We start from the raw sequence: 13324 nt of genomic DNA, 5'->3' as shown, positions 1-13324 counted from the left end.
CTTTACCTTGAGTCCCGCGGGGGTGGTGGGGTCGGTGTTGGTGGGTGGTCGTAGGAGGAAGAGCAGAAACACGCCGTTGTGTGGTACCCTTTCGTTCCCCCCCCCCCCCCCCTCCGGCCGTTCGGCAGGTCGGGTTGTCAGTGCTTGCGGCGGATCCGGCGGTGCATGGCCCGGGACCGGCGGGGCCGGCCCATGGCCGCGTACGGCAGCGTCGACTCCTCTGCCTTGTGGCGGTCGCGGCGCGCCTCCAGGGCACGGCGGACGTCGAACCAGACCGTGTACTCCGCGTCGGTCTTCTTCATCCCGAGCCCGATGAGGATGCTCTCGAGGGCGTACTCGGTGGCGAGGAGCTTGCCGGTGAAGATGTCGGAGATCGTCGTCTGCGAGATGACCAGGCCTTCGTGCAGCGCGTTCGACACGATCTGCGCGTAGGTGGGCTTGCCCCGCCACAGCCGCAGTTCCTTCAGAGCGAGACCGAAGTCCAGCTGGCTGAGGATGCGGTGGGGGTGCATGCGCTGGTAGACGGAGCGCTGCTCGGGGGCGGTGGGCAGGCCCGCGGCCCGGCGCTGGGCTTCGTCCGCGCACATCTCCCACTGCGGGCGCCACTCGTCGGGGTCCTCGCCGAGCGCCGTGAGGTACTTGACCATCGTCGCCCACGACGGGGACCGCGTGGGGTCGGTGACCTTGGAGAGGGTGGCGATGGACAGGCCGGTGAGCTCGCGCAGATCGCTCAGGGTCTTGTCGTGGCGCAGTTCGTCGAGTTGCCGGGCCAGACGCGCGTTCTTGCCGGGCTTGGTGGTGTTGTCGCGCCTCGGTCGTCCCATGGTTGTTCCTCCCTGAACCGGGATGCCCGGGGGCACGTGGCAGGGCGTGCCCCCGGAGCAGTTCCTAGTTCGCCCCGCCGGGCTGCTCGACGGCCGGGGCCGTGGGGGACGGGGGGACGGGGCGCTCGTCCGCGGTGCGCTGCACCGTGGTGTCGTCGCGCTGGTTCCTGCGGCGGCGGGCGACGTTGACCATCGCGATGCCCGCCTCGACGGCCACCTTGCCGCCGGCCACGCTGATGGCGCCGGCGGCCTCGGCGGGCAGTCCGAGTTCCATCAGGCCGAACGTGGAGCCGCCGGCCAGGACGAACGCGCCGGCGCACACGCCGATCCTGGCGGTGAGGCTGCGCTTCTTGTCGCGCGTGCGGCGCAGGGGGTTGCGCACGCCGCGCTCCGGAGCCTCGGCGGCGCGGCGGACGAGGCCGGCCAGGCCGCGCTTGCGGTCCCCCGCCGGGCGGGGGGCACGGAATCCGTACCCCTCGCGCGAGGAGGTACCGATGACGCAGCCGGGGCCCGTGAGGGCCCCGGCCGCGAGATTCACATTCAGTTTCACGTGCACTGCTTTCCGGCCCCGAGGGGCCTTACTTGATGGTGACCCGGACGATGACCGTCCGCTTTTCCGCGCCGAGGAGGATGCCGCCTCCCAGCTTCAGAATCTTTACACGCCCCTATAAGGGTGGACAAGTTCCTGCAACCCGTATCGAGAACCAATACTGCTCGACGATCTTGAAAATTCCACTCGCCGCACTCCGGAGCAAGATCACGAAAAGGGAGGGCGGGATCGGGTTTTTCGGTGCGCTACCGAATTTCTTCGGATCTGCGGGCACCGGTTGACTTACCTCGGGCATCATGCCTGGTCGATGCGGTGGCATGCCATGGCGGAATACCACGTTCCCCTTAATCGGAGAGATGTTCACCTTCCCGAAAGAATCACTCATCCGTTCGAGCACATTATGAGCGAAATAAGGGATCCATAAATTCTCCGCACGCCCCTCGGTTTCCCCACCCCCGCAGCGAGGGCGCTTCCGGCGCGCCGCACGATACCCCCGAGAACAGTTCCTCACTCAGCAAACAGAAAAGGAAACGGCTCGCCGTTCACCGACGACCGCCTGACTTTTTTCAGAGAAAAACGAGTTTTTCACTAAGCGAATCGCCGCAGGTCATCAGGGCGCTGCGGGGGAACCTTTTTCACTTGGTTTCGGATTGGTTCGTCAGCCCCGTTCCGGCTTGCTTCAGCGCATGGCATCTCTCAGAGTTGGGCCAACGAACTGCCGGGGGCTTGGCGGCCGCCGGCGTTCGGCCCGAGGCGCCTTACTTGACCCGGACAGGCGCCCGTCCACTGGCCGATGCCCGGCCACGGCAGCGGTGCGTGGGGGCTCTCACGTGCCGCAACCGACTTTGAAGGAACGCCGCACAACAGGCAGAGGCTGAACCGGAGTTGAGGGAGGAGACCACTGTGCCCATCACATCAGTGACAGAGGCCCTGATTGCCGCCGTATGCGCCAGCGCCCTGGCCGGTTCGAGTCTCGTCTCCCACGCCCCGCGAACCGCCGCCATGGCAGGCCGCCCAGGGGCCTCACGCAGGCCCGTTCCCGCGTCCGGCTGGGCCGGACCCGGCCGGCGCCGACGCACATGGCCAGAACAGCTGCACCCCGGCGGCGGACCGCGCAAGCGGCCCTCCCGATGGCCCTGACCGCCTGCCTTGTGCCGTGACGCGCCCTGACGGCGCCACCCGCACCACACCGGTGCACCCACCCGCCTGCCGCCGAGGAAAGAGCCGCACCTCCCGCGCGGATCACTGCCACTGAGGCCGACAGCCCCCATCACACCCGGCAGCGCATCTGGTGGCCCACTCACCCCGCGGGCGGCTCTCAAGCCCTTACCGGGACGGGACCACAGCGCCACAGGCAGCCAAAGCAGCAAGCGCCGCTCCCCCGGGCCTGAGCGCCCTCAGGCAAGTCCGCCGCGTGCTGGCAGGCCGCCCGCAGCATCTGCCGCCCAGGCCGACAGCCATGCCCTCAGCGGCCCGCCCCAGGCGCCTTCCCGCCCAGCGCCGCACATCCCCGCAACCGTCCCGCCCCGCCTGCTACCCAGGCAGAACGCAGCCTGCCCAAAGCCCACCCCGGCTTCACCCGGCCAGACCGCACTGCCAGCCGCACACAGCGCAGCCATAAAGCACCCGGCAGCCCTTCACCCAGCCCGCCCACCTGCCGCTCCCTACCCGCTGCAGGAAGCGGGCAGCCGAACAGCGGGCAGAAACGCGCAGGAAGACGCCGAGGGCCGTTTGCGGGGCCCGCCCCGGCACGAACCCCCTCCCAGCCCGGGCACCCATCCGCCAGGCCCAGCACCCAGCAAACGTCCCCCCGGGCAGGCAGCAGAGACAGCAACCAGAAGAAGCCCCAGGTTTTTTTACACACTTCGGCAACATTCGGCCCGCACCGGGCCCGATCCGTCTGAAAGAGCGGCCTGGCGTATCCCGGCCGCTCTGCGTGGCCTCTCAAGATCAGGCCTCGGATGCGGCGGTCTGGTCAGCCGGGAACGGCAGGAGGTCCGAGGGCGTCAGGCCGTTAGGCGGATGCGGGAGAGGTTCAGGCCGGCACCGGAGCCGCCCTTGAAGATCATGCCCTCTTCCTTGTACCAGTCGAGGATCGACTCCATGGAGTCGTCGACGGACAGGATGAAGCAGGCGGACACCTGCTGGGGCTGCGACGTGCCCACGTTGAACCAGACGGGACTGTTGAAGCTGAAGATCTGGTGCAGGAGGGCGTACGCCAGCTCGTGCTCGAAGATCTCCGCGTCGGCGGGCGAGACGAAGTACTTGTAGTCCTCACCGGCCTTCCGGTACGTCTTCACGATGCGGTCGATCAGCTGCCTGAGGCTGACCTCGCGCTGCGGGGTGCCGACGGCACCACGGAAGTACTCGCTGGTGACGATGTTGACCGCGTTCACCGACCAGAAGTCGGGGAACTCGACGCCACGCTGCTCGAAATTGACCGAGCCGTCGCGCCAGTTGGTCATGACGACGTCACGGCGCTCCCAGGCCACCTCGTCATACGGATGCACGCCAGGGGTGGTGTGGATGCGCTTTACGCAGCACCTCGATCATCTTGTGGCCTCCCATGATCACCTTTTCTTCTCCCTTAGTTCCACGATCGCGGCCTCGAAGTCCTCGAGCGAGTCGAACGCCCGGTAGACGGAGGCGAATCGCAGACACCGGGACAAGGTCGAGCTCACCGCTTGGTCACCATCAGCGAGCACGCCTCCACGGTCGTGAAACGACGGGAGCAGTCAGGACACTGGCGGCGCCTGCGGATCGACGTGCCGTCGTCGGTCGTACGACTGTCGACGACACGGCTGTCGGGGTGTCTGCAGATGCGACGCCCGTCTCACCGGCCGACGGCAGGAGGTGATCGAGGTCATCAGGGAGTCCGTGCAGCGGCGTGGCTACCCGCCGTCGATGCGGGAGAACGGCCAGGCGGTCAGCCTGTCCAGCACCTCCTCGGTCGCACACCAGCTCGTGGCACTGGAGCGCAAGGGCTTCCTCCGCCGCGACCCGCACCGCCCCCGCGCGTACGAGGTGCGCGGCTCCGACCAGGCCGCCTCGGTGGAGCCCACAGACACCGCCGGCAAGCCCGCCGCGTCGTACGTCCCGCTGGTCGGCCGCATCGCCGCCGGTGGCCCGATCCTGGCGGAGGAGTCGGTCGAGGATGTCTTTCCCCTCCCCCGGCAGCTGGTCGGCGACGGCGAGCTGTTCGTACTGAAGGTCGTCGGGGACTCGATGATCGAGGCCGCGATCAGCGACTGGGGCCCGGTCCAGCGCCAGCCCGTTCGTTGCCGGGGACCGCACTGGGGCCGCCTTGACCTGTTACCTGAGTGGGTTGCTACTCGGTTGAACCCGGGTGCTGATCAGGCGAGGTCTCTCTGAGTTCCTCCCACGGCGTTCCTCGGTTGGCAGACCGTTGGCCGGGAGGCCCGCCGGTGCAGCTAGTGGCCTGAGACGCCTGGTGGAAAAGATCTTGGATTCGCCGGTACCCATCGCCGGGTGCTCGCGCGATGAACAGGGTGCTGGGCAAGTCGGTCGAGGAACGGGGCGGTGGGGAAGGTGCAGGAGATGCTGGGGCCTGAGGGGGTGATCGCGCTCCTGGCCGCGGTGGTCGTTGCCGGGGCGCGGGAGTGGAGGCGAGTGCAGCTGGCCCGTGAGAAGCACCGCGTACGGGAGCAGGAACTGCTGGCCGAGATGGTGTCCGACGTTTCCGGCGACAGCCGGGAGGTCCGGGTGCACCACGGTGGTGTCGCTGGCACGTGGTCGCTGATCGGCACCGGCCCGGCAGCCGAGCGAGGAGTCCTCGCCGGACGCAGGACGGCAGCAGACGGCCGTACGGCGCCCGCAAGGCGGCGCCGGTGACCGTGCAGAACCATTCGGGAATGGTCCTCGGCCTCGACCAGGTCGAGGCCGCCGGGCGGCTCGTTGGCATGCAGGTGGTCGACGAAGCGATGCTGGCCGGCTTCTACGAGACGCATGCAGAGAAGCTGTTCAGGTTCCTGGCGCGTAGGGCCGGCCAAGACGACGGGGGGAGATCCTCAGCCAGGTCTTCGAGGAGTTCTTCGCCTGGTGCCGGCACATCCAGCGCACCCCAAGCCGGTGGCCACTCTGTACCGCATCACCCGCTGCCGCCTCAACGACTACCTGCGCCGCTTGGGGCGCGTTGAGACTCTCGAGGCCGATGACCTCGCCGCGGCTGCGGCCGACGGAGCACATCACGACGAGCTCGCCGACGTCGTCCGCCGTGTCGACCTCGACATGGCACTGCGGGAACCGACCGAGCGCGAGCGGCAGGCCTTGGGGCTGCGGTACGTGGCCAACCTGCCAGTGAAGGACTGCGCTGAGGTCATGGAAGTCGGCATCGACAACATGAAGAAGATCCTGAAGACGGCCTTGAACAAGTCTGCGGCAGTCACCCCGCATGGAGGGCTACCAGATCATCACGACGGCGAAGGAGGCCCGCCAGTGAACCCCCAGCACCACGACGATGAGCGGCACGAGGCCCTCTGCGTGGGCCCGGCCGAAAAGGCGGACGGCTTCGCCGCGGTTATGAAGCGACTGAAGAGCCGCAGCGAGCAGGAGCGTGCCCAGCTGCGGGCGCAGGCCGATGCCGCGATCCTGGGCCACGAGGCGTACGCGCTGGGCCACGACAACCTCCGGCGTGGCAACTACGTCGCCGCGAAGCGGTGGCTGCGCGTGGCCGCCGACCACAGCGTCCCCGGCGCCGAGCAGGCCCTCGAAGAGATCGAAGCGGGTCCGGCAAACGACCTGGCCCAGCCGATCACCGTCGAGGTCACGGCGGATGCGCCACCGTGCCCGACCGGCGCGTCGCATGCTGGCACGTACGAGCTCGAGAAGTGGGCCTCGCTCCTGCAGAATTGGACGGAGGCCGGCCTGGCGGTGGACGCTGCCCGGGCACAAGCGCAGCAGATCGTCGCGCAGGCCCGCCGCACAGCCGACGAACTGATCGCCAAGGCGCGCGAGGAAGCTGACCGCGCGTGGGCGGATGCGAGGGACAAGATGGCCGCGGAGCATCGCGTCGCCGCGGAACTCCTGCACGAGGCAGAGCGACTGCAGCAGGACGCCAGGCTGCTGATGCAGAAGGCGCTCTGGGCGGCTGATCCGGTCATCGATGCGCAGCCGTTCGCGCAGGAAGTCAGGGGTGAGGCCCGGGAGCATGCTCGGGCGCTCGCTGTCGATTTTCGCTGGCGGACCGATGGCCTGCGCAGTGAACAGCGACAGCAGCCCCCTGTCCCGGTGAAGGCGGGCGAGCCAGTGCGCACCGTAGTGGCCTCCGCCGACGTGGATGCAGGCACGCCACTGAAGTTTGGATTGTCGGCCTGCATCGACGAGCTCGATGTAGACACTTGGTGCGCTTGGCTGCATGACCTCGTCGAGAGCTGCAGCCAGGCGAGGGACAACCTGCCGGAGCGTTCCGAGGCATGCGGGGCTGGGTGGCTGCAGCGGCACTCTGTCACGACGACGCGTACAGATCTCCTTCCGTACTTGTGGTCTGGCGTCTTCCGCATCGGGTTGATGCGTCTTGGGTCTGAGGTGCGTCCGCTCGGCGACATCGATCTCGTGCTTTCCCGCGCAGTCGTGCGGCTGGGGCCTGAGCGTCGGAGCGCGGATGAGGCGACATCGCCTGGAAGCCCCAGGAACATCGCACGGTGGGTCACCTCCGGAAATGAGGTTGCCTTGGCAACCCCCAATGCCGAGCACCAGCGCGACACGGCTTGCCTGAAAATCTTCTGGGTGACCGAGGCCCGTGAGGAAGTGGTGGATGAGAACGGCGCGGCATCGGACATCGTGAGCGTTGAAGAGACCGCGCATGTCGCTCCCCGGTAACGCTCGCACCACGTGGGTGCCGCGCCAGGCATCGCCATGCCTGGCGGACGCACGGGAGCATGCAACGGCCAGCCAGCGCAGATGGCCCCAACTGGGCCTCTGTACGCCTGCGCAGGAAGGTTGAGTTGGGTGTTCGACACTCCAAACACGTCCAGTGGCTGTCGCCGCCGCGGGGGCGTCCTTCGTGCTGCCCCCCTCAGCGGGGAAACGACGTCGTCGCTGTTGTGCCGCCTTGCGGCCAGCTACGGGCTTCAGCCGAAGGCACTGCGCTCGTGCTGGCAGTGGCGCAACTACCCGTCCACACACGAGGGCGGCGGCACCCGGGCCGATGCCGAGATCTTGCTGAACACGGCCGGACAGGAGGTCCTGGCAGAGCTGTGCGGTGTGGGACAGGACGTCCTGGCGCGGGCGTTGCCGTCATGGGGGCGGAAGGACGTCAAGCTGTCCACCGGGCAGGACGGGGTGCCGGCGGCGGCGTGGCGGATCGGCGGCGCGGTCGCCGGGCCGGTGGCGTTCGGCTGCCGCCTGTGCACGGCCCGGCGAACCGGTGCGGCCGTGCGGGTGGTGCGGTACGCGGCGCGGTGGGAGCGGGTGTGCGTCCGGCACGGGCGGTGGCTCCTGGACGCGGACGCCGACCAGCCTCTTGAGCATCTGGACGTGCGGCATCTGCCGGAGGTAGCCGCGGCGCAGCGGCGGTGGACCGGGGTGGCGCGGCGGGCGGTGCGGGCCGGGGCCGAGCCGGCAAGGGTGTTCGCCCTGTCGCATGCGGTGGTGGCCCGGTGGTGGGAGCAGGCCTTCCGCTGGGAGCGGGAGACGGTGTGGCCAAGGCGGCTGCACCAGGTCGCGGGCGGTGACGCCGGGGGTGATCTGGAGCGGTGGCGGATCGTGGGACGGGACGCGGTCGTCTTCCCCGAGGTGGTGGCCGTCGCCGACGCGCTGCTGGATCCGACCATGGCCGATCTGGTGTGGGTGGACAGCGGCGCCGGGCGGCCGCGGGCGCTGCCCGCCGACGGGGCGTTCTGCCGCCGGCTGGGAGAGCGGGTCGGGCGAAAGTGGCTGGGACCGCTGGTGGCGACTGACTACGGCGGCCCGCTGACCTCCTGGATGGGCAGTGTCATCCGTCTTCGCCGCGGCGCCGGCGGGCCGCCCGGGTACGACAACGACCCGTGGTGGCTGCGCCAGGAGCACCAGGCCGCCACCATGGCCGGCCAGCTGCGGGTGCTGGGCAAGGAGAAGAAGGCGCCCGGTTCGGGGACGATGTGGCGCGCGGCGGTGCCCACCGAGCAGCGCAGGCTGATCACCAGCGCTATCGAGAGCGCCGAGGAACAGCTGCTCCAGCTGCGCGGAGTGCAGACCGGCCCGACCGCCGAGGTCGCCCGGCAGCTCCTGCGCAGCCTCCGCCACAGCGCCGACCTGATCGAGAACGCCTGGAAACGGACCGCCCTGGCGGCGGTGAACGGCGGGTGCCGCTTCAGGAGGTGGCCCAGTGGGTTGACGTGCCCGTTGAGGTGCTCAGGCAGATGCTGACGGCGGGCAGGCAGGAGAACGGCGGCTGAGAGCGATGCGTCGACGGGCAGGTCGGCTGTTAGCTGATACGGCACTCGTTCGTGGCAGAAATACTGAAAACGGGAGCCTGTGCCGGCGGGAACGGCTTGGCTGGCGCGGGTGACCAGCACAGGAGCGGCCTGGCACCAAAGCCGGGCAGGGCGGGCAGGCGTGGACCAGGGCGGCGGGTTCGAGGCGGTGTTCCTCGACCCGGTGGGGCAGGCGGTGCAGCAGCGGTGGGCGGATGCCGCCATGACCGTGGCGTTCGAGGACCTGCCGCCGGTGTCGGCGTTCCCGGCCGTGCCGGGGCGGCGCTGGGGGCCGGGACTTTGGTGGTCGGCGACCACCGGGAGCGGCACGTGGCCGCCGGGTCGAACGCGATGCGTGTCCAGCTGATGGTCCTGGACCGCGACCCGGACGTGACGGGGCTGGCGGGGCGGCCGGTGCGGCTGCTGTGGCGTAATCCCCGCGGCCAGGTGCGCTCCTGAGTGCCGCAGCTTTTCGCCCGTCGTGCCGACGGCACCGCGCTACTCGCCGACTGTCCCAGCCACGCGGGCGCCGGCGGCGAACGCGCCCGGGGCGCCGCCAAGGCCGTCGCGGAAGCGTGCGCGCACATCGGCTGGAGCTACCTGCGCCTCCCACCGCTCGACGACGTACTGGCCGCCAACCTGAAATGGCTGGCCGGTTACCGCCACCCCCGCAACGCCGGCCAGCCCGGCCTGATGCCCGCTGTCTTGGAGACGTTCACGCGGCCGCGGCCGCTGATCGAAGGCGCCAGCGCGGCCGGCGACCCCATCGAGGTCCTGCCCGCCGTCTTTCACGGCCTGTGGCACGGACAGCTGACGGCCGGCCTGGACACACCGCTGCACGAACGCGTCCCCGTCGGCCAGCGGGGCTGGAGCGGCCCCCAGACGGGAGATGCCGGGTGACCGCGCGGCGCAATGCCCGGCCGGCCGTGAAGGTCGGTGCTCACATCCGCTTCCGTGGCATGAAGTGGCAAGTGGTCGCCCTGTCGGGACAGGACATCCACCTCGTCGGCCCGGAGGGCGGCGGCCAGGCCGTGCTCGCCGGGCACCTGTTCGCCGACCCCGGCTTCACCGTCGTCGGGGCCGATGCGCCGCAGGCGGCCCCGCAGTGGGGGCTGTTCGAGACCGCCCCTGCCGCCGCGCGTGAGAAGGCGCTGGCGTGGCAACGACACGTAAGGGAAGTCGAATGCGGCCTGCCTGGCGGGCCCGGCAGCGAAGGAGCAGTGCGCGAGCAGTACGACCCCGAGCGGTACACGCTGGCCGAACGGGAGCAGGCCAAGGCCCAGGAGCTGACCGCGCTCGAATTCGGCCGGGTCTCGCGCACCACGGTGCAGCGCATGCGGCTCACCTACCGCAAGCAAGGCCTGTGGGGGCTGCTCGACCACCGCACCACCCGCGCCTCCAGCCCCACCGGCCGGGCCGACGAGCGGGTCGTCGCCGCCGTCCGCGAGGCGCTGCGCCGCCGCCGCGGCCGCTCCAAGGGCACCATCAACGGCCTGTTCCCGCTGATCAACCAGATCCTCGAGGACCGGCACGGCCCAGGCACGGTGCCCGCGCCGTCCCAGGCCACGCTGTACCGGCTCGTCACCAACCTCGCCCGGCCCGGCGAACTGCCCACCGGACCCGTCCGGCAAGTACCGGCGAGCGTCGACGGGCGGGCGTTCACCCCCGCCACGGCGCTGCGGCCCGGCGAGCAGGTCCAGGTCGACACCACCCGCCTGGACGTCCTCGCCCTCTTCGACGACGGGCGCCTGGCCCGGCCCGAACTGACCATCGCCGTCGACGTCGCCACCCGCGCCATCCTCGCCGCCGTCCTGTGCCCGAGTGCGACCAAGGCCGTGGACGCGGCGCTGCTGCTGGCGGAGATGGCCGTCCCGCACCCCGCCCGCCCCACTTGGCCGGACATCCTGCGCATGGACCGTGCCCCCGCGCTCCCCCACCAGCGGCTGGCCGCGCTGGACGAGCGACTGGCCGGGGCTGCGGCCCGGCCCTTCGTCCTGCCCGAGACGATCGTCGTCGACCGCGGCAAAGTCTTCGTCTCCGCCGCGTTCACCGCCGCCTGCGAACACCTCGGCATCAGCGTCCAGCCCGCCCAGCCCCGCGCCCCTACCGCCAAAGGCATCGTCGAGCGGACCTTCGGCACCATCAACGCTCTGTTCTGCCAGCACCTGCCCGGCTACACCGGATCCGACGTCACCCGCCGCGGCCCCGACACCGAGAAAGACACCTGCTACAGCGTCCCCCAGCTCCAGGACCTGCTCGACGAATGGCTGGTGCACTACCACCACCGGCCCCACGAAGGCCTGCGCCACCCGATGATGCCGAAAAAGGCCCTCACCCCGAACCAGATGTGGGCCACGCTGGTCGCCGTCGCCGGGTACGTGCCCGTCCCGCTCACCGGCAGCGACTACCTCGAACCGCTGCCCGTGCGCTGGCAGGCCATCACCCCCGCCGGCATCACAATCCACCACCGCACCTACGACCACGATCTCCTCGCCCCGTACCGCGGCCAGGCCTCCCCCGTCGCCGGCCGGGGCGGGAAATGGGAAATCCACTACAACCCCCACGACGTCCGCCAGATCTGGATCCGCCTACCCGACGGCCACCTCACCGAAATCCCCTGGATCCACCGCGACCACGTCCACCAGCCGCTCAACGACCACACCTGGCAGCACATCCGCACCCACGCCCACCACAACAACCACGACGACAGCCAGCAGCATGAGGCCGGCCTGGCCGACGCCCTCGACCAGCTCATGCGCCGCGTCCACAGCGGCCACGCCACCAAAACGGAACAAGCTCTCCTCGCCCGCGCCACCACGCTGCCCCTTCCCGCCGCACGGCACCCGCAATACGGCACCGGCCCCATAACCGGCGAGTCGGCGCAGCACGGAGAGGACGACCGCATCGACGACCTCGACGACCTCCCCGAGGACGACACCCGCCCCGCCGCGGCCGCCGGATTCGGGCTCTACAACGCATACGAGGAAGCCGACAAGTGGTGAACACCCGCCCCCACCCCGCAGCGCACCAACCGCCCAGCGCACCCGCCGACGCGGGCAGCGACAACACGGCCGAACCTTCCTGGCCCCTGACCACCTGGCAGGGCTGGCACCGCTTCGCCACCACCAACCCGCCCGCCCCGCCCCAACCCGACGACCCGCCCCGCAGCCGCGACGAACGCCTCGCCTACCACTCCGCGTTCGTCACCATCCGCACCCCCGCCATCAGCCAACTCGCCACCCAGGTCCGCACCCTGATGATCCTCGGCCGCCACCAGCAGACCACCGCCCGCCCCTCCCTCATCGTCACCGGACCCGCCGCAGCCGGCAAAACCACCGCACTCCCGAACGTCGGCCGCACCTGCCACCTCGCCCACACCCGCAAAAACCCCGCACCGCCCGGATCAGCCCACGCCACGGCACCCGTCGCCTACGTCCTCGTCCCTCCCGGCGCCACCGCGAAAACCCTCATCACCGAATTCGCCCGCTACCTCGGCATCCCCATAACCACCCGCATGACCCAGACCCAGATCACCGACGCCGTCTGCCACACCTACACCCAAGCGGGCGTCCAACTCGTCCTCATCGACGAAACCCACCGCCTCAACCCCCGCACCACCACCGGCGCCCAAACCGCCGACCTACTCAAAGACCACACCGAACGCCTCCCCGCGACCTTCGTGTACGCCGGCATCAACGTCACCGACACCCCCCTGTTCACCGGCACCCGCGGCGCCCAGCTCGCCGGACGCGCCACCCTCATCACCTGCGGCCCCCTCCCCGCCCGACACGGCACCCGCCACCCGTTCCGCGACGTCATCACCGACATCGAAAACGCCCTCGACCTCACCCACCACAAACCCGGCACCCTCCCGGCCACGCCCCCTACCTCCACCAACGCACCGCCGGCCGCATCGGATCCCTCACCCGCCTCATCCGCCAAGCCACCATCACCGCCATCACCGCCATCACCAACGGCACCGAACGCATCACCAAAACCGCCCTCGACGCGGTACAACTCGACCACCTCGCCGAACAACACAGACGCCCCACCCGCAGCCGCTAACCCCACCCCCCGAACAGGCAAAACAGCACTGACCAGCGAAAACACCAACCGAGTCTTTACACGCTACAACTACCTACAACCCACCCCGCCACACTCCACACACAACACATAAGCCCAGCTCACACACCCCGCCCACCCCGACCCAATCGCCCACCCGCCTCTCAACACACCCACAACACCCCAGGCCAACAAACACTCAGCCCACCAACAAACCCCCCTCCGAGCGTTACCACCCATTCCCAGTCACCAGCTGCAGCACATCAAGCCCCGTGCCCATCTCCCCAGGCCAGGCGCACCACCCCCTACCTCCACCGCGGCCGACCGGCGCACCTCGGGATCCGCACGCAACCAACCCTGCAGTGACCACAACTCCCCCGCATGAGGGGCCCTGCGGTTTCCGTACAGCAGCTTATTGGCTAATTCATGCGGCGAGCTGCTGATTCAGGTAGTCGTCGTGGACCTCTCGTGGGGTC

General features: G+C 69.7%; 9 protein-coding genes and 3 pseudogenes. 8 read left to right on the top strand and 4 right to left on the bottom strand.

Going from position 1 to position 13324, the window contains the following annotated elements; translation table 11 throughout:
- Positions 1-137: 137 nt before the first annotated feature.
- The 4 genes and pseudogenes from ACZ7GZ_RS39375 to ACZ7GZ_RS39360 all read right to left on the bottom strand — a co-directional run bounded on the left by ACZ7GZ_RS39375 (position 138) and on the right by ACZ7GZ_RS39360 (position 4195).
- Positions 138-824, bottom strand: a complete 687-nt coding sequence (locus tag ACZ7GZ_RS39375; protein WP_471032124.1) for a helix-turn-helix domain-containing protein — start codon at positions 822-824, stop codon at positions 138-140.
- A 64-nt stretch (positions 825-888) separates the two neighbouring features.
- Positions 889-1374 (bottom strand): hypothetical protein, encoded by a 486-nt coding sequence (locus ACZ7GZ_RS39370; protein ID WP_471032123.1) that lies wholly within the window; start codon positions 1372-1374, stop codon positions 889-891.
- A 2018-nt stretch (positions 1375-3392) separates the two neighbouring features.
- Positions 3393-3911 (bottom strand): annotated as a pseudogene (locus tag ACZ7GZ_RS39365) (vitamin B12-dependent ribonucleotide reductase); the annotation flags it as partial.
- A gap of 33 nt (positions 3912-3944) precedes the next feature.
- Positions 3945-4195, bottom strand: a pseudogene (locus tag ACZ7GZ_RS39360) (NrdR family transcriptional regulator).
- Between the two features lie 11 nt (positions 4196-4206).
- Between ACZ7GZ_RS39360 and lexA the strand changes: the two are divergent.
- The 8 genes and pseudogenes from lexA to ACZ7GZ_RS39320 all read left to right on the top strand — a co-directional run.
- Positions 4207-4662: pseudogene (lexA, locus tag ACZ7GZ_RS39355) on the top strand (transcriptional repressor LexA); the annotation flags it as partial.
- A 252-nt stretch (positions 4663-4914) separates the two neighbouring features.
- Positions 4915-5226 (top strand): hypothetical protein, encoded by a 312-nt coding sequence (locus ACZ7GZ_RS39350; RefSeq protein ID WP_471032121.1) that lies wholly within the window; start codon positions 4915-4917, stop codon positions 5224-5226.
- A gap of 237 nt (positions 5227-5463) precedes the next feature.
- Positions 5464-7212 carry a hypothetical protein gene (locus tag ACZ7GZ_RS39345; RefSeq protein WP_471032120.1) on the top strand — a complete coding sequence of 583 codons (1749 nt, stop codon included), beginning with the start codon at positions 5464-5466 and terminating at the stop codon, positions 7210-7212.
- A 222-nt stretch (positions 7213-7434) separates the two neighbouring features.
- Complete coding sequence (locus ACZ7GZ_RS39340; RefSeq protein ID WP_471032117.1) at positions 7435-8739, top strand: DNA-binding protein; 1305 nt, start codon at positions 7435-7437, stop codon at positions 8737-8739.
- 377 nt (positions 8740-9116) lie between these two features.
- The gene (locus ACZ7GZ_RS39335) at positions 9117-9245 is read left to right on the top strand and encodes a hypothetical protein (protein WP_471032115.1); all 129 of its coding nucleotides are present in this window, start codon (positions 9117-9119) and stop codon (positions 9243-9245) included.
- On the top strand, positions 9246-9686 hold the full coding sequence (locus ACZ7GZ_RS39330; RefSeq protein WP_471032114.1) for a TnsA-like heteromeric transposase endonuclease subunit: 441 nt from the start codon (positions 9246-9248) through the stop codon (positions 9684-9686).
- 59 nt (positions 9687-9745) lie between these two features.
- Complete coding sequence (locus ACZ7GZ_RS39325) at positions 9746-11788, top strand: Mu transposase C-terminal domain-containing protein (protein WP_471032112.1); 2043 nt, start codon at positions 9746-9748, stop codon at positions 11786-11788.
- On the top strand, positions 11782-12963 hold the full coding sequence (locus ACZ7GZ_RS39320; RefSeq protein ID WP_471032109.1) for a TniB family NTP-binding protein: 1182 nt from the start codon (positions 11782-11784) through the stop codon (positions 12961-12963). Before ACZ7GZ_RS39325 ends, ACZ7GZ_RS39320 begins: the two co-directional genes overlap by 7 nt.
- Positions 12964-13324: the final 361 nt, after the last annotated feature.

Source organism: Streptomyces sp. NPDC037288 (genome assembly GCF_055603265.1).
Note: the sequence above shows the minus strand (reverse complement) of the source record. Positions and strands in the feature narration are given on the sequence as shown.

What these genes read in the sequence shown, in the direction of transcription:
- ACZ7GZ_RS39375 (WP_471032124.1), bottom strand. Translation starts at nt 824, where the DNA reads ATGGGACGACCGAGGCGCGACAACACCACCAAGCCCGGCAAGAACGCG.
- ACZ7GZ_RS39325 (WP_471032112.1), top strand. Translation starts at nt 9,746, where the DNA reads ATGAAGTGGCAAGTGGTCGCCCTGTCGGGACAGGACATCCACCTCGTC.